Annotated in this window: 23 protein-coding genes; 3 read left to right on the top strand and 20 right to left on the bottom strand. The window is 41.5% G+C overall.

Annotated features, from left to right (window positions below; genetic code table 11):
* Window positions 1-216 precede the first annotated feature (216 nt).
* From NST33_RS02110 to NST33_RS02075, 8 genes are all read right to left on the bottom strand, one after another.
* On the bottom strand, window positions 217-1,554 hold the full coding sequence (locus tag NST33_RS02110; RefSeq protein WP_339308587.1) for an FAD-dependent oxidoreductase: 1,338 nt from the start codon (window positions 1,552-1,554) through the stop codon (window positions 217-219).
* A gap of 59 nt (window positions 1,555-1,613) precedes the next feature.
* Window positions 1,614-2,468, bottom strand: coding sequence for a carbohydrate ABC transporter permease (locus NST33_RS02105; protein ID WP_145325714.1), 855 nt, complete (start codon window positions 2,466-2,468; stop codon window positions 1,614-1,616).
* Window positions 2,452-3,351 (bottom strand): sugar ABC transporter permease, encoded by a 900-nt coding sequence (locus NST33_RS02100; RefSeq protein ID WP_339308585.1) that lies wholly within the window; start codon window positions 3,349-3,351, stop codon window positions 2,452-2,454. Before NST33_RS02100 ends, NST33_RS02105 begins: the two co-directional genes overlap by 17 nt.
* A 252-nt stretch (window positions 3,352-3,603) precedes the next feature.
* Window positions 3,604-4,314 carry a hypothetical protein gene (locus NST33_RS02095; RefSeq protein ID WP_339306562.1) on the bottom strand — a complete coding sequence of 237 codons (711 nt, stop codon included), beginning with the start codon at window positions 4,312-4,314 and terminating at the stop codon, window positions 3,604-3,606.
* A 30-nt stretch (window positions 4,315-4,344) separates the two neighbouring features.
* Window positions 4,345-5,640 carry a sugar ABC transporter substrate-binding protein gene (locus NST33_RS02090; RefSeq protein ID WP_339306560.1) on the bottom strand — a complete coding sequence of 432 codons (1,296 nt, stop codon included), beginning with the start codon at window positions 5,638-5,640 and terminating at the stop codon, window positions 4,345-4,347.
* A 103-nt stretch (window positions 5,641-5,743) separates the two neighbouring features.
* Window positions 5,744-6,511: a response regulator gene (locus NST33_RS02085; protein WP_339306558.1), complete on the bottom strand. Its 768-nt coding sequence runs from the start codon at window positions 6,509-6,511 to the stop codon at window positions 5,744-5,746.
* 5 nt (window positions 6,512-6,516) lie between these two features.
* The gene (locus tag NST33_RS02080; RefSeq protein WP_339306556.1) at window positions 6,517-8,340 is read right to left on the bottom strand and encodes a sensor histidine kinase; all 1,824 of its coding nucleotides are present in this window, start codon (window positions 8,338-8,340) and stop codon (window positions 6,517-6,519) included.
* Window positions 8,341-8,584: 244 nt separating this feature from the next.
* Window positions 8,585-8,773, bottom strand: a complete 189-nt coding sequence (locus tag NST33_RS02075) for an aspartyl-phosphate phosphatase Spo0E family protein (protein WP_036673231.1) — start codon at window positions 8,771-8,773, stop codon at window positions 8,585-8,587.
* A 325-nt stretch (window positions 8,774-9,098) separates the two neighbouring features.
* Here NST33_RS02075 and NST33_RS02070 point away from each other — a divergent pair, with 325 nt between their 5' ends.
* Window positions 9,099-9,188 carry a putative holin-like toxin gene (locus tag NST33_RS02070; protein WP_235193912.1) on the top strand — a complete coding sequence of 30 codons (90 nt, stop codon included), beginning with the start codon at window positions 9,099-9,101 and terminating at the stop codon, window positions 9,186-9,188.
* A 219-nt stretch (window positions 9,189-9,407) separates the two neighbouring features.
* Here NST33_RS02070 and NST33_RS02065 read toward each other — a convergent pair whose 3' ends face one another.
* On the bottom strand, window positions 9,408-10,115 hold the full coding sequence (locus NST33_RS02065; RefSeq protein ID WP_036673109.1) for an AAA family ATPase: 708 nt from the start codon (window positions 10,113-10,115) through the stop codon (window positions 9,408-9,410).
* A gap of 96 nt (window positions 10,116-10,211) precedes the next feature.
* On the opposite strand from NST33_RS02065, the gene NST33_RS02060 reads away from it, so the two are divergent.
* Window positions 10,212-10,739 (top strand): hypothetical protein, encoded by a 528-nt coding sequence (locus tag NST33_RS02060; RefSeq protein WP_156946155.1) that lies wholly within the window; start codon window positions 10,212-10,214, stop codon window positions 10,737-10,739.
* A gap of 164 nt (window positions 10,740-10,903) precedes the next feature.
* Here the strand turns inward: NST33_RS02060 and NST33_RS02055 are convergent, their stop codons facing one another.
* The 10 genes from NST33_RS02055 to NST33_RS02010 all read right to left on the bottom strand — a co-directional run bounded on the left by NST33_RS02055 (window position 10,904) and on the right by NST33_RS02010 (window position 21,439).
* A complete protein-coding gene (locus NST33_RS02055) occupies window positions 10,904-12,004 on the bottom strand; it encodes a YcaO-like family protein (RefSeq protein ID WP_036673106.1) in 1,101 nt (366 codons plus the stop codon).
* Window positions 12,005-12,024: 20 nt separating this feature from the next.
* Complete coding sequence (locus NST33_RS02050; protein ID WP_036673104.1) at window positions 12,025-13,065, bottom strand: YcaO-like family protein; 1,041 nt, start codon at window positions 13,063-13,065, stop codon at window positions 12,025-12,027.
* 10 nt (window positions 13,066-13,075) lie between these two features.
* Window positions 13,076-13,906 carry a SagB/ThcOx family dehydrogenase gene (locus NST33_RS02045; protein WP_036673102.1) on the bottom strand — a complete coding sequence of 277 codons (831 nt, stop codon included), beginning with the start codon at window positions 13,904-13,906 and terminating at the stop codon, window positions 13,076-13,078.
* Window positions 13,896-14,711 (bottom strand): McbB family protein, encoded by an 816-nt coding sequence (locus NST33_RS02040; protein ID WP_339308583.1) that lies wholly within the window; start codon window positions 14,709-14,711, stop codon window positions 13,896-13,898. The genes NST33_RS02045 and NST33_RS02040 overlap by 11 nt, the downstream gene beginning before the upstream one ends.
* A gap of 181 nt (window positions 14,712-14,892) precedes the next feature.
* The gene (locus tag NST33_RS02035) at window positions 14,893-15,108 is read right to left on the bottom strand and encodes a hypothetical protein (protein ID WP_036673099.1); all 216 of its coding nucleotides are present in this window, start codon (window positions 15,106-15,108) and stop codon (window positions 14,893-14,895) included.
* A gap of 182 nt (window positions 15,109-15,290) precedes the next feature.
* Window positions 15,291-15,464 carry an aspartyl-phosphate phosphatase Spo0E family protein gene (locus tag NST33_RS02030; protein ID WP_084650459.1) on the bottom strand — a complete coding sequence of 58 codons (174 nt, stop codon included), beginning with the start codon at window positions 15,462-15,464 and terminating at the stop codon, window positions 15,291-15,293.
* Between the two features lie 201 nt (window positions 15,465-15,665).
* Window positions 15,666-16,970 (bottom strand): helix-turn-helix transcriptional regulator, encoded by a 1,305-nt coding sequence (locus NST33_RS02025; protein WP_339306551.1) that lies wholly within the window; start codon window positions 16,968-16,970, stop codon window positions 15,666-15,668.
* A gap of 66 nt (window positions 16,971-17,036) precedes the next feature.
* Complete coding sequence (locus tag NST33_RS02020; protein WP_162163210.1) at window positions 17,037-18,392, bottom strand: helix-turn-helix transcriptional regulator; 1,356 nt, start codon at window positions 18,390-18,392, stop codon at window positions 17,037-17,039.
* A 30-nt stretch (window positions 18,393-18,422) separates the two neighbouring features.
* Window positions 18,423-19,799: a helix-turn-helix transcriptional regulator gene (locus NST33_RS02015; protein WP_036673097.1), complete on the bottom strand. Its 1,377-nt coding sequence runs from the start codon at window positions 19,797-19,799 to the stop codon at window positions 18,423-18,425.
* A 254-nt stretch (window positions 19,800-20,053) separates the two neighbouring features.
* Window positions 20,054-21,439, bottom strand: coding sequence for a hypothetical protein (locus NST33_RS02010; protein ID WP_036673096.1), 1,386 nt, complete (start codon window positions 21,437-21,439; stop codon window positions 20,054-20,056).
* 264 nt (window positions 21,440-21,703) lie between these two features.
* Here NST33_RS02010 and NST33_RS02005 point away from each other — a divergent pair, with 264 nt between their 5' ends.
* Window positions 21,704-22,828 (top strand): LLM class flavin-dependent oxidoreductase, encoded by a 1,125-nt coding sequence (locus NST33_RS02005; RefSeq protein WP_221823823.1) that lies wholly within the window; start codon window positions 21,704-21,706, stop codon window positions 22,826-22,828.
* Window positions 22,829-22,937: 109 nt separating this feature from the next.
* Here NST33_RS02005 and NST33_RS02000 read toward each other — a convergent pair whose 3' ends face one another.
* A complete protein-coding gene (locus NST33_RS02000) occupies window positions 22,938-23,513 on the bottom strand; it encodes a TetR/AcrR family transcriptional regulator (RefSeq protein ID WP_221823956.1) in 576 nt (191 codons plus the stop codon).
* Window positions 23,514-23,689 lie beyond the last annotated feature (176 nt).

Genomic DNA, 23,689 nt, shown 5'->3' with positions numbered 1-23,689 from the left:
TCTATTCTTCCGATTCACCCCGCTTTTACCCCCTATTACAGGGTTTTGAGTAAAATAACTTCACTGAGATTCGTTACATTTTTCATTTCAGCTTATATTCCTGAATTAGACGTCTCAGGTTCGTTAAAACGTACGCCACCGCGAATTAAATAAACACCCACTCCCACTATTAATGATTCACCCGATCGCCCAATTCGTCCACAATCAGCTCATCCGCTAGATCGCCGCTCCGTTGTGACGTAATTCCGCCTGTAACAGCTCGATCGGCAGTTCCACCGGGTCCAGCTTCATCTTCACTGTGAGTGCAGCAGCTGTTCCTGCGGCCTCCCCGGTAGCCATACAGCTTGGAGTCAACCTTGTCGTTGCATGCGCCTCATGTGTGGTAGAGATGCAACGTCCTGCCGCCAGCAGATTGCGGATATTGCGAGAGACCAGACAGCGATACGGAATATCGTACGCCCCATCTCCTTCTATAAAGGCAGCCACAACACCTTGACCCGAAGGGTCATGAATATCAATCGGATAACCACTTCTGGCAATTACATCGTCAAATTTTCGTCCTGCAACTACATCCGTCCGGGTCAATGCGTAACGACCTATAATTCGTCTGGATTCACGGATACCAATCTGCGGCGCTACTGCCGAGATCGAAGCCCGTTCGAAGCCAGGCACATCACGCTGCAAAAACTCAGCAATCATCAGCACCTGCTTCCGACCTTCCTGTTCCGCAGAGGTCAGATCCTCGGCATCTGTCGCATCAAATCCCTGCACTCGGGTACAATTAATCAGCACTTCATCTTCTGCCGGTCCGGTAAAAAATAACACCTGGTCGCGATTAATCGGCACACCTGCTTTTTTCCACTGGGAATAGAAACCACTCACCCCGGTTAACGGAATGCTGTCCAGTTCAGCAAAGGGAGTTTTCACATAGAAATCCTCCGGGTGCTCCAGCATATATCGTTTCACTCGTCCAAGATCGACACCACGCATGCGGAATTTCATGGTCATCGGCTGTGACTGATAATCCCCGTCTCGTCCTTTTGCCACAGAAGCACCCGCAAGATAAGCCAGATCCGCATCCCCGCTTGTATCCACAAATACATTCGCATGGAACTCTTTTTGTCCAGACTTGTTGGTCACTCGAACCGCTTCCACCCGATCATCAACAACAACCACCTCGTCCACAAAGCTGTGCAACAGAAGCCGGACACCTGCCTCCTGTAACATCTCTGCCGCAACCACCTGAAAGATGGCTGGATGGTACGGCGTGACGGTATGCACAAACCCAACCGTATCGCGCAGATGCCCCGGGGAGCCACCACGTGCCTGCAAACGATCCACAATCTCCTGCGCAATACCTTTAATAACCTGCTCACCGCGCTCCGTATGGAAAGTCATCCAGGGATAGACCATAGCGGCAGTTGACATCCCGCCCACGAATCCATATCGCTCCACCAGCACTGTTCGTATCCCCTGTCGTCCAGCCGCAATGGCTGCCGCTATACCTGCAGGGCCCCCTCCCACAATAACGACATCTGCTTCTTCCTTTTTCATGCTCATCCGTTCACGCAAATGTTGTCCCTCCTTCCGTTCTATTGCACGTATTACAAGGCTTACTCTTTCAATCCCGTCATGGCAACCCCCTCAATGAAGCGCCGCTGTGCCAGGAAAAAAACAATAAGCAGTGGCAAGGTTGCCATGACGGTGGCACTCATCAGATATTGCCAGGCTGTACCCACTTCATCTGTAAACAGGGATAATCCAAGCGGCAGCGTCATTAGATCACGCGAGTTAATGAAGATTAACGGATCAAAAAACTCATTCCAGATCGTCACAAACGTGAAGATCGTCAGCGTAGCCATACCCGGCTTGGCAATGGGCAGCATAATTCGCGCATATATCCGGAATCGGTTGCAACCATCAATCATCGCCGCTTCTTCCAGTTCCGTTGGCACCGTAATGAAGAACTGCCGCATCACAAAGATGCCAAACACACCACCCGCGCCAAAGATCGGCAATAATATCAGCGGAAGATGGGTATCAATCCACCCCAGCTGCCGCATGAACAGAAACATCGGTATCGCTGTCACCTCATGGGGAATCATCATCGCACTTAGCAGAATGAGAAATACCACATTACGTCCCTTAAACGGAATTTTGGCGAATGCATAGCCGGCGAGAGAGGCAAAGAATACTGTTCCTATCACAACCAACGCAGAAATGTAGATACTGTTCCAATAAAAACGGTGAAACGGAATCAATCGAAAGACATCGATGTAGTTCTGAAATCGGAATGGTTCCGGTATCCACTGCGGTGGATAGATGAATATACTCTGAGGCTCCTTGAATGACGTCGATATCATCCAGATAAATGGCACAATCATAATGAGCGAAATCAGAGTCAGCAACAAATACGTCCCCAGAGTACTTCCTATCTTCCGCCCCGAAGGACTAGGCATCGCCTTCATTGAATACCCACCTCTTTCGGAGCTGCCATTGCAGCAGCGTCAGAATTAGCACGATAAAGAACAGTACATATGCGAGAGCAGAAGCATAGCCAAACTGAAATAATTTGAATGCTTTTTCCCAGATATAATAAACCAATACCTTGGTGCTGTTGCTCGGCCCGCCCTGTGTCATCACATAGATCTGCCCGAATACTTTGAGTGAACCAATCACGGTCATGACTACAGTCAGAAACACCGTTGGCGTGATCATGGGCAGCGTGACGTGAAAGAAGGTTCCCCTTTTGCCCGCCCCGTCTAATGTTGCTGCTTCGTACAGTGAACGCGGTACCTGCTGAATGGCTGCAATGAACAGCACCATATTCAGACCGACATTTTTCAGCACACTTGTCACGATAACCGCTGGCATTGCCAAATCTTCATTGTAAAGCCAGGCCGGACCCTTGATGCCGGCCATCAACAGAAGCTGATTAATCAATCCCGACTCTGTCGCATACATCAGCTTCCACACGATGGCCCATACGATCAACGAGGTCATGACCGGAACAAAGATGGCGGTTCGGAAAATTCCGATGCCCCGCAGATTTCTGGACAATAACAACGCGAGTAGCAAGGCGAGCACAATATTAAGCGGCACCAGCCCCGCTGTGAAATAAACCGTATTGGCAAGCACTTTCCAGAACATGGCGTCTGTCATAATATTCTGGTAATTCTCCAATCCAATAAAATGATGATCCCCCAGCAGCGGCCAATCGGTCAGGCTCATGTATAACGCGAGACCCATGGGAAATAACAGCAGCAGGGTAAACCCAAGCACCATCGGCGATACAAACAGCCAACCTGCGATCTGGGCCTCTCTGGCGAGCGGCCCCCCTCTTTTGCGCATGCGTGAATGGGTCAATTAGGCCTCCCCCTTTTAAACAAATTTCCTCCGAAGCTGAACTCTGCGACGATTCTATATAAGGTGAACTATACATTTACACAAGAACGTAGAGGGCAGAAAAAACCTGAAGAAGCGAAGTGGTCGCCTTTATCCCCGGATTTCCCCTTTATATATGGGATTCAAAAAAAATCTGGGGATAACAGCGATCGGAAGGTTGTTCTGGCATCGGAGTGGCAAGTGTAAATATTCTTTAGTTCAACTTATATAATCCGGACGGTTCAGACTGTCCACCGCATTGCGGAACCCGTTTACGGCCCTTCGCAGCTGTTCCATCGTGTTGCCAGTCACGACCGCCCCAAGCATAATTGCCTTTACCCCGGTATCGCGCAGCACCCGAACATCCTCCGGCACCAGCTTTCGCTGGGAAGGAACCAATACCGGTACCTGGGCTTGCAAGACCAGACGGCGATACTTAAGCACATCCGTGAAGCTGAGCGGTGTACCATATTCTTTTCCAGGTACAATGGATGCCTCCAGAGCGGTAAAGCCGAAGTGCGCTGCTGATGTTACGAGGGAAGCCTCATATTCTTCATTGATCGCAAACGTTGGGTCCAGCCCCAAGTCATTCAACATGAAGGAAGGCAAGTGATGTGCATAGATGGAATAGAAATCAAAACCCAGCACGGAAAGTCCCTCCACATCCTCCCTTTGTGCTCCATCAATACTGCCAGAAGGTACGACCCCAAGGGGACCACCAAACTCACTGCGGATCGCCCGAAACACCTCGGCATACATGTCCAATGGACCAAAATGATTCCCGCTGGCGCGATGACCGACATTATAATGCATCTTCAGTGCATCAGCGCCCTCTTCCATGGCTGCCCGGGCCAAAGATAGATCGTTCTCAGGCAGGCTGACCACCAGCGACAGCGGTTTCCGCTCAAGTAATTCTTTGAATTTGCCCATCGTTCTCACCTCCGGTTTCGATCGAATGATTTAGGGTTGCAGCACACTTTGGATCTCTTCCTGCATTTGTTTCAGGTTATCCTCAGCTGTCGCTGTCTTTGCAAACAGTCGGTCAAATCCCTGCAATACCGCATTGTCGATATCCTGCCAACGGATATGACCGGGAATTAAGCGCGCTTTTGGCATTTCATCAATGACCGCATGCACGATATGCTCTTTGCTTGGGTTATTCGGCTGAAGAATGAATGCATCTGAGTTCAGAACAGAGGTACGCGGAGGCACAAAGTAGGTGGCTGTCGCCTGAATCCCCTGCTCACTGGCAAAATACTTCAACAGTTTCTTCGTCTCCTCTGGATGTTTGCTGTCGTTGAACATGGCATATCCGGCCTGCCCCAGCATCGGTACACTGCCTTGAGAGCCGGAAGGCATAGGAGCGATGCTCCATTCAAAATCCGTAATCTCCCTTGCTTTGGAAACATAGCTGTAATTATCAAAGAACATGCCCACATTACCCGCATCAAAGCTGACTTGCTCACCCGCCTTCGGGTGTGATTCATCGGTGAACATCATACGTTCCAACAATTCAAAAGTCTGTACGCCATAGGCATCGTTCCAGGTGAACGTTGTCATGCCTTCGTCGAATGGACCGCTTCCATTGGACCAGGAGTAGGAGGAAAGCACCGCCCAGGTCTTCCAGTCGCGAAAAAAGTTGGCACCATAGATTCGGTTGGTCGCATCCTTGATGGTAATGGCTTTGGCGGACTCTTCGAACTGTTCCCATGTCCATTGTCCTTGGGTGGCAAGTGTGTTTGGATCAGTCAGGCCAGCTTGGTCAAACAGCGATTTATTGTAAAACATGACCACCGGAGGTGTAGAAAAAGGTAATCCCAGCAGTTGATCACCATCACGGAACAAATCCAATGTACTTGGAATATAATCATCCAGCTTAAACTGTGTATCACCCTTGAACTCGGATACATCGGCCAGAATGTGGTTGGACTTGAATTGTGGCACCATTCGCTCCGATACCCAGGCGAGATCGGGAAGAGAGCCTCCGGCGGCAAGCACCGAAATTTTTTGCTGGTATTCTGCGAAAGGTACGGATTCCATCGTTACTTTGATGCCTGGATTTTCCTTTGTGAAGTCATCGATCAACTTGTTGTATACATCCATATGCGCCTGATTGCCCCACATCATGAACTTCAGCTCGACCTCACCATTCTCCCCGCCCGTACTGTCAGGTTCACTGCTGGAATTGGAACCTGTGCACGCGATTGAAGCCATCATCATGAGTACAAACACCAGTATCAGTCCTGCTTTTTTCATGGAAATCCCCCTTATGGACGTCGTGGTATACATGTGCAACCAAAGTATAACGAAAGCATCGTTCCCTCATAAATCACGTCAACTACAGAAATGGTATGGTTTTTCAAGAGATACTGAATCGGTCTCGATATTCTCCCGCGGTCCATCCCACCTGCTGCTTAAACACCAACATGAAGTGTTTGGGGCTCTGATGCCCGGATAACCGTGCCACATCATAGATTTTGAGACCCGTGTTGATCAGCAGCCACTTGGCCCGCTCCATACGTGCCTCCGTGATGTATTCGGAATAATTGATGCCTATTTCGTTCTTGAACAACTGGCTTAAATAAGTGGGGTTCAAGTTAACGAGATCTGCTATCGTCTGAAGTCGCAGATCTCCATCGGGATGTTGCTTGATGTGCTCCTTCACATCTCGGATGATCTTCCGTGTATCTCCACCAGCGTGTTCTGCTTTGCCTGATGGCTCAGGGATAGAAAGAGTTGTTATACCGTATCTGCGATCCAGCAGCAATTGAATCTTTTGTATACATAATGCCAGTTCATAACGATCGATTGGCTTCAACAGGTAGTTCAACACCCCAAACTCCATCGCTCTGCGTGCATATTCAAATTCACCGTAGCCGCTAATGATGAGCATTAGCAATTCAGGATACATGTCTCTGGCTTTGCTTACCAAAGTTAATCCGTCCATTTCACGCATGCGGATATCCGTGATTAACACGTCCGGCACCTCACATCTCAGAAAATCCAGTGCCTCGGTACCGTTCGACGCTTCACCCGTTACCTGAAACTGAGAAGACACTTGTACGATCAACTCCCTCAGTCCCTGACGGATGACCGTCTCATCCTCTACAAGCAATACTTTATACATGCGCTTCAATCCCCTTTCGGTAGAAGTTGAATGGATATCGTGACCACCAGTCCCTGCCCGGGACTTCCATCAATGCTTAGGCTACCGCCTTCTCCATACATGAGGCGAAGCCTCTGGGCGATATTGTTAAGCCCCAGACTGTCCCCGGCATGGCAACGTAATGCCTCATTGGAAGGCTGTTTTGATATGGACTCATTTAACTCGTCAATCTTTGTCTGAGTCATTCCCATACCGTTGTCTCTCACGCTAATCAGCAGCTCATGGTCGAATTTCAAGGCAGATACCCAGATTACTCCTCCATTTTCCTGCCCTTCAATGCCATGGTAGACTGCATTCTCCACCAGCGGTTGCAGTACCAGCTTGGGAATCAAATACTCCGTTATTGCTTCTTCGATGTCATAGATAATCTCTAACTTGCCGTCGTAACGTACCTGCTGAATGCGTACATAGGATTGTACAAAAGCAAGTTCTTCCCCAAGTGGGACCATCCGGTCCACCTTATCAATCGTATAACGCAACAGCTTGCCAAGCGCCGTCACCATGTCCGATACCTCAGCATGCTTCTGGCGAATGGCCATCATGTTAATGGACTCCAGCGTGTTGTATATAAAATGGGGATTCATCTGGCTTTGCAGCGCTGACAACTCTGCCTCCCGCTCTTGAATGCCCAGCAGAAACACCTCATTGAACAGTCGATGAATCTCTTCCATCATTCGGTTAAAGCCCCGACTAATCTGTCCAAATTCATCACTGCTGAAGTGTGCTACACGCTGGCTAAAATCTCCCTGCTCAACCCGAATCATGTGGTGCTTCAGTCGAATCAGTGGCCGAGTGATACGATAGGATAACAGAACCGCCAGAACCGCTATAGCCGCCATACACAATACAGCGAACCATATCGTGAAGGTGAGCATCTCACCTGACTCCTTTTGAATCACGGCAATAGGTGTAAGACTGATCACCGAAAGCCCGGAATAACTGGAATGATGTTGTACATAGAGATAGGGCTGCCCATCCAGAAAAACTCTTTGGTTTCCTGCATAGTTTTGAAGCTGTCCCTGCATTAGCAACTGGTCGTACGCAGACATTCCTCCGATTGAGGTCCGTTCGAACAGAAGACGCTGTTTGCTGTCTACAATCATCAGGCTTGCATCTTGCTCATAATTCAGATTGGATAACAGTTGACCGAAGGCCTCCGGCCGGATATCAATCAGAATGTAACCCAATCGTTGGAGCGTACCCGGATCTCGAAGCACTCTGCCCACCGATATATACGATTCTTGCTGACCGCCCGTGTAATAGCCGGGTTGATGCGGAGGAAGCAGGCGCCATGTCCCTTCCGAGTCTTCAAGCTCTGCAAACCAATCATCCTGCCTACTGTCCCATACCGGCTTGACCGCCAGCGAATCGAGATTGGAGAACAAAATGCCGCTGTTGCTGATCATGTGAATTCCCCGAATCTCGGGCCGGTCATAAGCTTGACCCGATGTGTAAAGCTTCATTTTCAAATAATCCTCAGACCTCGCCCATGTTCCCGACCCCATTGAAGCGTTGTATTTGCCCAGAATGCCAAGCACCATCTGATCGTAAAGCGGCAAGAGCGACAACCGCTCAAAGTCCTTCAACAGCCGATTCAGATTGGCGTTAATCTGGCGAACCATATCAATGGTGAACTGCTCGGTCTTGCGATCCATCGTCTGCGAGAAATGCTTGTAGTTCATCACTCCCTGTAAACTTAGCGGCAGCAACGTCAGCGCCAGGAACAACAGGAGCAACTTGGTGCGCAGGTTTACATTTTTTCCGAAAAAAATGCGTACCTTGTCCATCATTTCCGTTCATCCCTCCCTCTCCCGATCATTGTATGAGCCCCCTTCACAGATCAATCTGGATATAACTGGGGTCATCATATCCAGTTTTAATGATCATCCGCTATCCTGCCAATCCTGGAATTGGTACGGAATTTCAAGTTATCCGCATAGGTTTCAGGGGGAACGCAAAAAAAGCCGACTGTATCGCTACAGTCGACTACGCTATTTATATAAGAACACTAATTAGACCAAAAAACCGACTGCATTATGCAATCGGTTGTCTGTTCCTGAGATGGCTTTTATATTTGAATCGATTATATTCATTAATAAGCTCGTCCAGTACCATGGACTGTCGGAGGACTTGGTTGTCCTGCATGCCATGATTCTCCGCCAAACGACTCAACTCTTGCCTGTTCCGTTCGATTTTATCTGTGATCTGTATCGGTTCACTCACAGCATGCACCCCCTCTTTGTATAACATTTTAGGATACATTGCCAAAAAATTCATATTATATTCCTTTGCAGAACTAATTGATTGTTTGCAAAGGTGGTTTTCATAAAACAAAAATTAATTTATATCTCCCTACTTTACCTGTCTCAAAAAAGCTAAATCAGGATTGATGCCATCTCCCGTTTGAATAAACGCCTCATATGATCCGCTTAAAGATTACTGATCTCAGCCGGACTCATTTCTTCATCTACATAGGGTTCATTGTCGATTGCAATCACTAGACACATAAATCAGATGTGTACTGATCGTTGCAACGGTATTGACATTTATGATCAGTTTTGCGGGGTTCATTGTAACCTTGATTGGACTGATTGTAACTATTGTCATTGCCTTAAATAATCAAAACAAAAAGAAATAGACCGCCCCAGCTAAGGTAATGGTCTATTTCAGCTACCTATGCACAGCCACCGCCCATAGAAGCGGCTGTTGTAAAGAGCAGGATGTTCGCGCATCCTTGCTCTTTGTTATTATCTCCAGTTTAACACAGTTTGTTACATAAGTTAGCTCTTTACTGGTAATTATTGTCGCTCAGTTTTGGAGTAGAAGGGACGTGGCAAAAATGGAGAAACACCTCTCCTCACTTCACCTGCTTCAGAAACGCCAAGTCCGGATTCACTCCATCTCCCATTTTAATAAACGTCTCATATGATCCGCTAAAGGTTATTTTACCTTGATGAATAAAATGCAGAACACACTGGATATTTGCAATATCCTGCAAGTGATGGTTCGAGACCAGTACAGTGCACTCATTATGGAGTGCCAGCTTCTCAATCCTTTTCAAGATATGATAACGCATTTCCGGATCGATACCCGCTAATGGCTCGTCAAAGATGTATAATTCCCTCTTCATTAATGTGATTGCCAGAATACACAGATAACGCCTCTCCCCAACAGATAATTGCCCAAACTCCATATGCCATACCCGCTGTACCAATTCAACCTCTGCTGGACTCATATCTTCATCTACATAAGGTTCGTTGTTCACTTCAATGCGGTTTGAGTGATCGGAATACAGGAAAAAGCGAAAGAGATCTTTGGCCTTCAAAGTTAGAGGAAATAACAAACCCTGGAGCTGGTAGATGATCTCCTTCTCATCCGGAATACCTTGTATTTCTGGCGGACGTTTAATCACATTTGCGATCAGATCAAATAAAGTCGTTTTGCCAGAACCATTTTTGCCAATGATCATATTCACGGTTTGTTGGGGAAACTCCACATGTAAATGATCCAGATTTTGACGAGAGGCTTTGGGATAAGAGAAGCTCAAATTTTCAATTTTAATCATAGATCCTCCTGCTATGTCCGATGTGTTCTGGATATGACTTTCACAAATTTGAGTGCGATAAGTCCGCAGGTAACATAACAAAGTGTGATGAAGCTCATGTTGATCAGACTCAAATGTGGGAAAGGGCTATTCATAAACCATTCTGCTAATAAAAAAGTTAGATTCCTGACGTACTCCATAGGGTTGATGAAAACCAGAAGTAGACCATACTCTGTTGAATACGCCAGTCCCTTTGCAGATAGAAAAAACATGACCAGTAAACTCATACTGACCACCGCATTCAGCGACTCCTGCCTTACTGGAAGAAGCATTAGGATAAGCGTTAATAAAATGACCATTACAGACCCCAATATACAGCTTGTTAAAGACACGGCGAGAAACAAAGCAACCTGTCCAAAGCTATCCAGGAATATCACTCCCGATACTAGCGAGAACAGGAGAATGGTCAAGAACAGAAAACCAATCTGGTTCAGAGCCTTTCCCCAGATAATAGGGTATTTACTACCTGAGATAAATTTGAACATCTTGAAAAAACCGCTCTCTCTTAAAGAGATCAGATTGGTCGTCACATCGATGGACATCACGAAGATAATATATGAAACAAATACACTGGTTTGGATGTAAAATTCATTGATCTCAGGCCCCTGAGTAAACCATTGATAATTAAAGATAAAAAAAGCAATGAGGGGAAATAACAGATACCATACGAAAGCTACTTTGTTGCTTAACATCATTTTAGTAAACAGACGGAAGTATTCACGAGTTATTTTCAAAAAACAACCTCCAATTTATCCAAACGGGAGCATTTTCCCAATATTGTGTAATCGATTCTTATAAGGCTTCAAGATTTCGACTTGAGTTGGGTCTATTTTTGCAGCATACATGTGATGGAAGCCTTTATTTGTTATAATTTTAACAATTTTTGTATTTAACTCTCCATCAAGAGCTGGTATATAACAAAGATTAAAATCCATTGCCAATTTTAAAGAGATTTTCTTAACTGTATTATAAAATTCATTAGGATCAGCTGTGTCTCCATCTATTAGTTCACCACGCACTTGATCTGATTTCTCTAGGTATTGAAACTCGCTTTTTAATTCATCTACACCAAGTCTCTCCATAAAATAATGAGAGTAAAGTAATGGATCAACTGAGTATTCCGTATTTTGATAATTTGATTTTTTTATAGGCTGCTCCACAGTTACATATTGGAATAGCTCTTTTAAACTGCCTGTTATTGCACCTTGGTAGTCCCAATCAGCACTTATCCCAACACCTTTAGTTTTTGCTCCAAAGGCGATTGTAATTACTACCTTGACCTCATCACACAACGATATATCGTACATAAAAATCTCATCTACATGTATCCGAGACATCTGGATAATGGATTGAAGATCTATAAATTTTATATCTTCAAGATGAATCTTTTTAGCAGGAGATTTAGTGAACCAACTAAAGAGCAAGCTTTGTCTTTCAAAGAATTCTAAAAATGCAGAATTTATAGACTGATGGGAACTAACATGAGAGGCCATTCCGCAGGTATCGCTATATATATTATCTAGATTTAATTTGTTAAGTATAGGATCATTCCAGTTCAACAAAATACGATGTAGAGGAAATTGTTCTATTGTACCATTCAGCATGTTGACTCCCTCTACTAATTGATCCCTGAATCTATGATAATTGTTAAAAACAGATACCCTCTCTATATGCTCTCCTATTGCTGCTTTAATTGATTTTCTTTTATCAAAATCAATTGCGCTTGCAGGCGGACCATTCTCAGAATACGTAATAACATCACTCTGAAAATAGTCAAGAAGAAATGAATTTTGTTTGATATGAAACCTTTCAATCATAAAAGGTGTGCCGTTAACTGGATTATTTATCAAAGCGTATTCTCTCCCCTCTATCACACTACAATACAGTTAGGTATTTTCAACATGCTTTGCTCGTTAAGATTTATCGTATTTACATTCATAGGGTTTCTTAGGTTAATGTACTCTTTTAAAGGAATATGATTAAAAAGATAAGGAGAGTATATTTTTATACATTTAATTTTTGTAGTTACCGTTTGTTTTAGCGGAATCATATATACTTCAGCCACCCAAGGAGGAAGTATATTTAACAAATTGGAGATTGTTAATTCTTTCATCGTTTTTTCATAATCACTAGTTGAGATACTTCCGTACCCTACAGATAAGTAATCAATAATCCCAGATTGATTTTCATATTTTTTCTTGAACACTTGGCGTGACATAGCAACGAGTTCATTACTTTCTTCTTTCCACTGTAATAAAACGGCTTCTTGTGTGGATTTAAGGATAGCCTCTTCAATGGAAAAAGAGCTACCCACCCCAGAAGAGCACACAAAATTTTTGTGAAGAATAAAACAAAATACTACCTTTAAGGGATAGAAATATTCATTGATAAAAAAAAGAACTTCTTTATTTTTTTGATACATTAATCCAGATAAAATTTTATGTTTGTTTATCAGAGATACATCTAGTTTAATTTTAGAGCCTTGTTTACCATACCAAAATAGATACAAGGCATTTTTTTCAATAATTTCTCGGAGAGAACTAACAATTGCTTTTTGTGACGAAATATGACTAGAGGTTCCGGTAGTATCAATTGGGAATTCTTCTGATAATGAATACGTTGAGTATTTCTTATCAATAAGTACACTACTTGAATTAACCATATTAATAGCATATACACTCTTCTCATCAAAAGGGATGCCCCCGGCAGATATTGCCCTTCTCTCGATCATTTCTGAAAAAGCTTTGATTAGAGACTGTTGCTTATTAAAATCTATTGCAGTGGAACTATCCGGCCCTATATAACCATTTTTAAGAAAGTTCCCAATTCTTGAGAAGGATGTGTATGTGTCGTCAGTAATAAATTTTTGCTCCGGTATATTAAAGTGAAGAGGATTTGATAAATACAACATGATATCGACCTCATTTTCCTGTTGAATCCGTGTATCCAAACCATTGAAGCATCACTATTGGACACAATCTCACATTAAGACCACATCGCTTAGTCAGTTCGTTATCATTGAATCCAGACCAACTTACCTCTCCGACACCTTTACTCATTTTATGGAGAGAATTTTTAAACACTTGGCTCATGGCTCCTACCTCTATTAGAGCATGTCTGTACCCTCTGATATGATATTTGATTATTGATCTGCGTAAGTCTGCTGCATATGCGATACAAATTTCCGGTAGATCTATTGCATCATGACAGACATACTTCTTGATATGAAGTGCTTCGTCTTTGGCCCAAGACGTTATTTTTAACAATGTTTGTTCTATCCCATCATATACGTAAACTCCTCTTGTCAAAGTATCATGATCTTGGAACACGAGTACCAACGGAACTATGGGATAGAGAGCACCAGCAGAACCATATTTTTTAGACCCCGTTTGTTTATCTCTTATAAAAGCACCATTTAATAATTGGGATAACTCTGCAAAATTGAACAGTCTCTCTTTGTTAAATGATCTGTAACTTCCGATTACATTCACTTCTGTGCTTGTATTAAGATTAATTTTCTGTTCGTAATAATCAGGAGTGATATCTGTGTACTGCGCATATTCAAGCCATGGAATTACGTTATCATCGATGGATTGGTGCTTGGAATCAGGCAACTTTAGCAAAGTACTGCTTTGATGAAATTTAAGAATATAGTTCTCAACTTTCTTTGGTATATAAGAAGCGTAAATGTAATCAGTGAATGACCTTTCCACTGTGTTATGTTCTAGACTTCCAACATACTTATTTTTCATAGCAGTCACATAGCTCCCAATGTAATGAATAATCTGTATAGTAATTATTCGTTTGAAGATCAAATACGGAACATTCATGCAACTCTTCATTATGGATTATTCTACCATTTTCTAAGGTGAAATATTTACTTATTTTATTACTTAATAACGAGAGTATATTCAAAATATTATTTTTGTTTAGAGGAGTATGAACCTTGAATTTGGGTTCATCTTTATAAATCGAATCGATAATTTGCTGATAAGAGATATTCCCAGTAGAATCTACACGCAATTGCGATTCAATGTGGCCTATGTGGCAAAAATGACATGGATTAGATGCTTGAGGGCTATAAAGAGAATCAATATAAAAATTGTTGTTATACGTGTAACTCATTAATAAAATTGAATTCTCACTCTTTCTTACAAGTGAAGTAATCTTATTGGCCATTTCTTTACTGTAAGGATTCATAAATACTACATATAAAGTATTACTATTCTTCTCTGAAAGTAGTGTGCTATTCGATTCTTCATTAAGATTTACAATTGAATTTTTCATATTTTGGTTCTCAAAAAGAAACTCTTGGGACACTTTAAGTATTTCATCATTGTTACTTAAGAAAACGCATTTTTCTATTGAGAAGTTCACCTCTTCTTTAGTAATGAAGATGTAATTATTCTCTAAAAATGCTATAGCATTTGAATAATCTTCTTGAAAAACATCCATAAGTTCTTCTTCATGGACTGATTTAATATTATTGTTATCCCATTTCTTAATTTCTTCTATTAATCTTGCTTCTTTTATTTTCACTATCCCATAATTATGCATTAAAACTAGTTCATTTGAGTTTATTTCATAGATAACAAAGTTATTCAATGTATACGTAGTGTACTCTTCTGTAATCAAAGTGATATGACACCTCCGCTTTAAACTTCAAGTGCGGCTAATATCCTAAATACGCATATTGCCGCACTCGAATCAATATAATTATTGGGAATCAAAAAAAGTCCTATAGTTCAATTTGTTTTTGTACATTATCCGCTCCACCACCTTTGCCACAACAACAGCAAAGTACACAACTTACATTAACACCACAGCTACCGGTGTTCCCTGTTCCCCCGCCTGTATTTGGGGGGTTTTGAAATCTGATTGCTCCAACACCGAAATCCCCGCTAGTCAAATCGGGATATTTATTACTACCTTTACCAGGTTTACTTGCTCCCATATGCTCACCTCCTTATTTAATATAGATAAAAAATTCATTTAACCTTTTCAAAAAATGAACTAGTATGTTGATCCCTTTTTTAAAATATAATATTTTGCAAAAGAATATTATATTTTATTTATTTGAATAATTATACAAATTAACATGTGTAATTATTTAATTAAACTTAAATAACATATCGTTCATTTCCTCATATTTACTCCTAGAGTAAATCGATTATATTCATTAATTAGCTCGTCCAACGCCATAGACTGCTCAAGCACTTTCACATTCGGGATTCCATATTGATCTACCAAGCGACTCAACTCTTGCCGACCTTGCTCTATTTGGTCTTTTAAGATACTTAGTTCTCTCATGGCATGTACCCCTCTAGGACATTCTAGAAAAACATTTAGAATAAGTATGTTGTTTAGTTTTGGTCATGATGAAAAGTTCTCTTAAGAACATATTATGTTTTGCATAATATTGTAAAAAGAATTCTTTAGAAAAAGGCATTGCGCTCTATCTTTTCAAGGAAGCGAAAATAAAAAATAGCCTACTGATTGCAGTAGGCTAAACTATAAACTCGCTTCTATATAAATATTATCTATTAGTATTTTATAATTATCATGATTAGTTAAATGCTCCTTAAACTGCCCATAGAGATTTACACATTTTGAGATCAGAACGTCATCTTTGACAAAAATACTTATCTCTAAACTTATTAACAGAGAAGTAGCTCCGAGTTCAAACCTCTTCTTGTTAAAGTAGTAAAAGGCCAATTCGTAGAATAGCACCACTCTTCGATAATACCAACTCTGTACAGTATATCTTCCTTGTGAACGTACGTCATTGAATTTAGCATCGATCCGAGCTTTAAATCTCATCAAGACCTCATCTATATCATATTGATATCTATTTGCTGATTGAAGAATTTTGACCATTGCAGGAAGAATTTCCTCTTCACTATGTTCAATGTAAGTGATGTATTCAGGGATGACCTCTTTTCTTCCCATCATGACTTTATACAAACATTTGTTGAATTTCGCCCATTCTCTAAATTTATGAAGAACTTCATAATCTGCAACTTTCGCTTCATTCTCAATGATTTTCTCATATATATCAGTGTACTTTAAGGCTTCTTTGTAATTTTTAGCATAATCACAATAGTTAGAAAAAAGTAAGTTGGCATAGGCTTTGTATACGAAGAAAGGATATTGAGATTTAGATACACGCTTTTTAGTTTGTTTCATAGCCAGGTTAGCTCGTCTCTCAAGTTCTTGCGATAAACCCTTCATTTTATTCCACTCATGCAACCCCCAGTAAGCATTCGCCAAATCCTTAATTGCATCCAATTGATAGTCCTGATCTAATCGCTCTATAAAAGGTTCAAACTTTGAAATAATTACTCTGTTTTCTTTTTGGTCAGAACCCATACTAATCAGAAATATACGATACTGGCACATAGCCAAGCGTTCAGAGTGCTGATATTTTTCGCATTCAGACACACATTCATACAAGATAAGTGCTGCTTGCTTCATTCCTTTGTTATACAAATCTTCGGCTACTTCAAACAACTCATCTATATATGAATGATCATCTGTCACATGAGTAATGACTTGTTGAATAATATCCAGCTTACCGAGCTCAGCACAACGGTATATAAACGGTTCTAATCGTCTCCAATGGGGTGCTGACTCAATAAAACATTCCACACCATACATATCATAAAAGTACCCCTGTTCCAAACCCATTGCAGAGGTAATCTGGTCTAGTTGGTTCATTGAAATAAGCCTTGTTCCTTTGACGATAGCACTTAATGTACCCACATTAATGTCGACAATTTCCGAGAATTGTTGTAGCTTATATCCCTTATTATTCATGTGATTTTCAATATAGGAACGTATATTGGACATTTTCTTCACCGTCCCTTCCCAGATATTTCATCATCAAAAAGTCGGTAAACTTAACTTTTCTATTACTTTTTTGTACTTTCTGATCTGTGTTTCATTGGCTTCACTCCTATACTCCCCATACAAATCTAAACATTTAATGCACATTAGATCATCTTTACTTGAAGAAGAGAGATCTAAGCAAATAAGTAAGGCATCAATTCCAAGTGAATAATTATATTGATTTATTTGATATTTTGCCAATTCATAATAAAAAACTCTATATCCATGGTCTATCATTTGATCGGTATAACTACCTTTATTATGAGCGTCCGTATTAAACAAATTAATCGGATGTTCAAACTTTTTCAAAACATGATCAATATTAAATCCATACTGATTAGATGCTTCCAAAATATTTAGCAAACCCGTTAATATCTCTTCCGGATTTTTTTCTAAATATCCTAAATAAGGGGAAATCACACTCTCCTGACCTACCATTATTCGGAATACATATTGATTCCCCTCTCCCCATTTCTTAAATAGATCTATTATATTTTGATCCTCTTCTGTAGGATTCTCAATCTCAATTATCTCCATGTATTTTTGCAGATAATTTATGGCCTTATCGTACTCCTTGCGGGTACCATAAACGCTTGATATTAATAAGTTTGCATAGGCTGTATATGTAAAAAGAGGATAGGCTGTTAGCCTTCTTTTATTTTTCCGCCTACGATATTGAATTTTTAATTGAATTTCTGCTTTCCGTTCCAGTTCCCTTGCCCATGCATCAACCTTGTCCCACAAATGTATCGTATTATACACGTTGGCCAAGTCTTTAATTGCATCCAATTGCACTTCTTCATTTAATTTATCAATATACGGTTCGAACTTTACTGTTGCATTGAGATTATCAAATTTACTCAGTGTTTTATGAAGCAGGAAGATACGGTACTGGCAAAGGGCCAACCGTTCAGAATGTTGATACTTCTCACTGTCGGCCACACACTCATATAAAATGAGTGCAGATTCATTCATACTTTTACTATAGAGACTCTCTGCCACATCAAACAACTCATCAATATAGGATTGATCATCTGTCACATGAGTAATGACTTGTTGTATAATATCTAGCTTACCAAGTTCAGCACAACGAAATAAATACGGTTCTAATCGCCTCCAGTGGGGCGCAGATTCAATAAAACATTCAACTCCATACATTTCATAAAAGTAACCCTGTTCTAAACCCATTACAGATGTAATTTGATCTAGTTGGTTCATTGAAATAAGCCTGGTTCCTTTGATGATCGCACTTAATGTACCAACATTAATGTCAGCGATTTCTGAAAATTGCTGTAGTTTATATCCCTTATTCTTCAAGTGACTTTCAATATAGGAACGTATATTGGACATTGTCTTCATCGTCCTTCCCCAGATGTTTTACTATCGAAAAGTTGGTACACTTAACTTATCTATTAGTTTTGTATACTGCTCTTCCTGGGTCTTACTAGCGTGATTTCTGTATTTTCCGTACAAATCAATGCATTTGATACACATAAGATCTTCATTACATAAAGAAGAACGTTCTAAACTTGTAATTAAATGTCCTATTCCCTGTTCAATCTGACTTTGACTTAATCTGTACTTTGCTAGTTCGTAGAATAAGCGTATATATCTAAAATTTGATGCCTGTTCGTTATATGCTCTTTTTACTTTTACATATTTCTTTGTTCTAATCTCGTTTATCTGATTTTTGAATCTATTCAGTGTGTAGTCAATATTGTAAGAGTACTGATTGGCAGCTTGTATAATATATACGAATGCTGTTGAGATTTCCTCATGATTAGCATCTAGGTAATCTAGATAATTATTCAGGACCTCAAAATCACCTGATAGTATCTTGTACAAATATCGATTTCCCTCCGCCCAACCCTTGAACAGTCCTATTAGTTCTTGTTCTTCTCCAGTTGGATCTTTAACATTGTTCACTATATCCTCATAAATATCTGTGTACTCTAAAGCTTCTATATATTGCCTACATTCTCCAGATACATGTGCCTTGTGCAGAATGGCATAAGCTTTATAAGTGAAAAGAGGATAAAAAGCAACTCTAGGTTTCCTTTTCCTTCTTAAGGATTGAAAATGAATTTGTAAGTCAGTTCTTCGTATCGACTCCTCAGCCAACTCAAAAACCTTATCCCACAGATTCATTGTGCTATACAGGTTAGCTAAATCTTTAAGCGCATCCAGTTGCATTTCCTCATTCAATTTATCAATATAGGATTCAAACTTTACTGCGGCGTTCATGTTAATGAGTTTATTCAGTGTTTTATGAAGCAGGAAAATACGGTACTGACAAAGGGCCAGCCGCTCCGAGTGTTGATATTTCTCACAGTCTGCCACACATTCATACAGAATAAGAGCTGCTTCTTTTAATCCTCTAGCAAAAAAGCTCTCAGCTACATCAAATAACTCTTCTATATAGGATCGATCATCCGTCACATGAGTAATAACTTGTTGTATACAATCCAGCTTACCAAGTTCAGCACACTCGTATAGGTATGGTTCCATACGTCTCCAGTGAGGCGCAGATTCAATGAAGGACTCTACCCCATAACTCTCATAAAAATAACCTTTTTCTAATCCCATTACAGAAGTAATTTGATTCAGTTGGTTCATAGACATCGGTCTGCTACCTTTAAGAATGGCACTTAAAGTCCCAACATTAATTCCTGTAATATCGGAAAAATGCTGCAACTTGAGATTTTGTTCTCTCATAAATCTCTCAATATGTACTCTTATTGTAGGAACCAATTCCACTATCACACCTCCGCCACCTAAATCACTTATAATTCAATAACATATAATAAATGTTATTTTAATCCTGTATTTTACATTGGTCAATCTATGAAAATACAAAAAAGCTTACTCTCGTTACTTGAAAGTAAACCTTTTTGAAAAATTTAATATATTTTTTCTGTTATAATCTTCCTGCACCATGCGGATAATTCAGTATTTGTAAAGGTGCATCGATATCAAAATTACCTAATTGACTGATATTAATAATCATAAAGCTAAGCAAGATTACATAGAAGATTTTCTTTTTTTTCATAAGATTTCTGAACCTCCATCATTATAGTTTTGTATTGGTGCTCGATTTCAGTGGTACCCATGTTTTTGTACTTCTCATATAGGGAAATACAATGAATGATAGCTGTTTGATTGTTAAATCGTACAGATTCTCTCAGACAGTGCATAAGCTGCTTCAAACCCTCTCGATATTCATGGCGATTCAAGTGATAGAGAGAAAGTTCTAACAAGAATGCAACACAAATCTCATTTTTCATCTGCTCAGTGTAGCCTTTTAAACGTTTAATTTCCGAGTTAATTTGATCCCTGAATTTATACAAAATATCATCAATATTTTGATCAAACTTATTAGCTGCCTCCAAAATATTAATGATTGCAGGTAAAATTTCTTCTTCATTTTTCTCGATAAATTCCAAGTAAGCAGGTAATACACTGTGTTCACCCATCATTAATTTATATAAATAAGTATTGGCTTCCGTCCATCCAGCAAATTTATCAATGAAAATCTGATCTTCTTCATCCGGTTCAGAGACATTAGCGAGTTTGGCATAGATCTCTGTGTAGACTAATGCCTCGTCATAACGCCCCTGCCCCTCACATGCCGATGATTTAAGCAAGTTGGAATAAGCTCTATATACGAACAAAGGATAGGAGGTGAGTCTATCACTTTTGTCTATTTTTTTCTTTGTATATGACTGCAAAATTTTAGTTTTCTGATCTAACTCTTCTGCCAAATCAAATACCTTGTCCCAATACCTTAAAGCCAGATACGTATTCGCCAAATCCTTGATCGCATCCAGTTGCCGTTCCTCATCCAGCCGATTAATATATGGCTCAAAGTGCACAGCGGCCCGCAGGTTATCATGTTGATTCTGACCAAGCGAGAGGGTGAAGATGCGATACTGGCACAGAGCCAGACGTTCCGAGTGTTGATATTTCTCACACTCCGCCACACATTCGTACAACATCCGTGCAGCCTTCGTCTGTCCACGTTCAAGCATGCCTTCTGCCATCTCAAACAACTCCGAGATATACGAGCGATCATCCGTCACTTCCTGGATAACCTTATGAATACATTCCAGCTTGTCCAATTCAGCACAGCGTTGCAGGAATGGTTCCAGTCTCCTCCAATGAGGTGCCGATTCCACGAAACATTCAGCCCCATAAATCTCGTAGAAATACCCCTCTTCCAGCTTCATGCCTTGGGTAATCAGATCCAGTTGCGCCATAGCGATGGGCCGAGTCCCCTTAATAATTGCACTAAGCGTTCCAGCGTTAACTCCCGATATATCGGCAAAATACTGCAGGGTGTACCCCTGTTTCCTGATGTAGTCCTCAATATATGAGCGTATCGTAGTTGTAGGTTCCATGTATCCCACCTCCACAATGAAAATCCATAATTTTGAATTTATATGATAAGCACAATTTTAATCCTAAATTTTACAGCGGTCAATAAAAATCGTGGCAATTTCCTTCACATTTATGCAAGGAGGCCTGGCTGCTCCTGCTTATAGAAAAAATCCATTAGAAGAATCCGTGAGAACGTGATACATTTAATTCAACTTACATATCCTACTATTTCAATAGGATTAGACAACACAGGAATTATCAATTCAGTTCGAGGAGAAGGTCAGATGAAATTTGCCTTGTTTAGTCTCATGATGAATCTGCCTAATGCCGTAACCGGGGAAGCTCTGACAACTCAGCAGAAATTCCACAATATATTAGAGCAAGCGAAGCTGGCTGAACGACTGGGATTCGATGCCTACGGAATCGGTGAACGACACGGTGCGCCGTTTCTATCTTCCTCGCCACCTGTCGTATTAACGGCAATAGCCGCAGCAACCACACGCATTCGGTTACTAACCACCGTTACTGTTCTTAGTATACTTGATCCAGTCCGGGTTGCCGAGGATTATGCCACGTTGGATCAATTATCGGGCGGACGGCTGGAGATGATCATCGGGAAAGGCAATGACCCTCGGCACTATCCGCTGTTTGGCATAAGCGAAGAGGAACAATGGGACTCACTCGATGAACGCTACCATCTGCTAAGACGGCTGTGGTCTGAAGAGAATGTAACCTGGCAGGGAACGTATCGCCCTCCGCTTGAGGGGGTGACCACGTGGCCAAGGCCGCTTCAGCAATCCATCCCAATCTGGCATGGTAGCGCGTCGAGCACGGTCTCGACCGAACTCGCTGCCAAATATGGCGAGCCGCTCTTCACGTCGAACTCTTTTCACCCGCAAGCCAAATACAAAGCGTTAATTGATCATTATCGGGAACGCCTCGATTATTATGGTCATGATCCGCAGCAAGCAGTGATTGGCTCTGGTGCCGGCAGCCTCTATCTTGCGGATACGGGCGAAGAAGCCATTCGCCGCTATAAGCCATATTATGAAGCGTTCCATGCCACTGCCGCCGCACAGCATAACCAGTCCCCCTTCACCGATCTGGAGGATAACATTGCACGAGGTCCTGCGTTAATCGGCAGTCCGGAGCAGATCATTGGGAAAATTCTGGACTATCATGCCGCTTACGGACATCAGGTGCTGAGTATCAGCGTAGATGGACTGACGCATAGCGAGCAGTTGGAGCAAGTAGAGCGTTTTGCCAAGGAAGTTGCCCCTGTATTACGCCGCGAACTGCCCAGTTCGGTATGGAATGAACCCCCGCTCTTGAACCAGTCTCTTCCCACTTCCACATCGCATTCTCCTGATTCATGGCCCCCAGCCATCTCACCGATCTTCCAGGTGTAGTTCTCAATTCTCCACACATTCTCCATTCATCCACAAGCCTTTTGCACCCACACCCAGGGCGATACTTTCGAATCGCCCTCTCCCTCCCCCAAGATGTCCTTCTCTATGATCAAGATTTAATACCTTCAAACAAGGAAACCAACGAACGCTGCACGAATTCAGTATCTAACGGTTCGCCAGTTACCAACATGCGATAGAACATCGCTCCATAGACGAGGTCTATGCACAGTCCGATGTCACAATCCTTTTTCAACTCTCCCCGTTCTACACCTTTTTCAAAAATTCCCCACGCTTCACGCCGACGAGGTTGGATGTATCTGGTTCGGTATTCTTCTGCTAGACCTGGATCAGACTGACCCTCTCCAACAATTTGTGTGATCACTTTTCCTTCCCGGCTGATCAAAAAATCAACCAGATTGCTCGCATGAATGCGCACATCCTCAAATACCGATCCTGTATCCGGTACAGGCAATCTTGCCGTTGCCGCAGACATATACCCATCCATAATGACAGCTCCTTTATTGGGCCACCATTTATATATCGTTGCTTTACTCACCTTAGCACGTTCAGCAATTTTTTCGATCGTAACCGCTCCGAAGCCGTGTTCCAATAATAATTCATAGGAAGCTGCAAGAATTGCATTCTGGGTTTCCACATTACGGGGACGTCCTCTTTTGGCTGTCATCATAAGCCCTCCTTGGTGTAACAAATGCATCTCTAATTCATAAAAACTGTACGTTCATTATACTAAAACACCGATACATTAAACAATTTCGTTCTTACCTTACTTCGACATACAAAAAATTCCTATCGCCTATTTACAATACTGAACGTTTAGTTTATTATATGTCTGTAATTAGT

It is taken from the genome of Paenibacillus sp. FSL L8-0435 (assembly GCF_037965655.1).
In the GTDB taxonomy this organism is placed as follows: domain Bacteria; phylum Bacillota; class Bacilli; order Paenibacillales; family Paenibacillaceae; genus Paenibacillus.
Note: the sequence above shows the minus strand (reverse complement) of the source record. Positions and strands in the feature narration are given on the sequence as shown.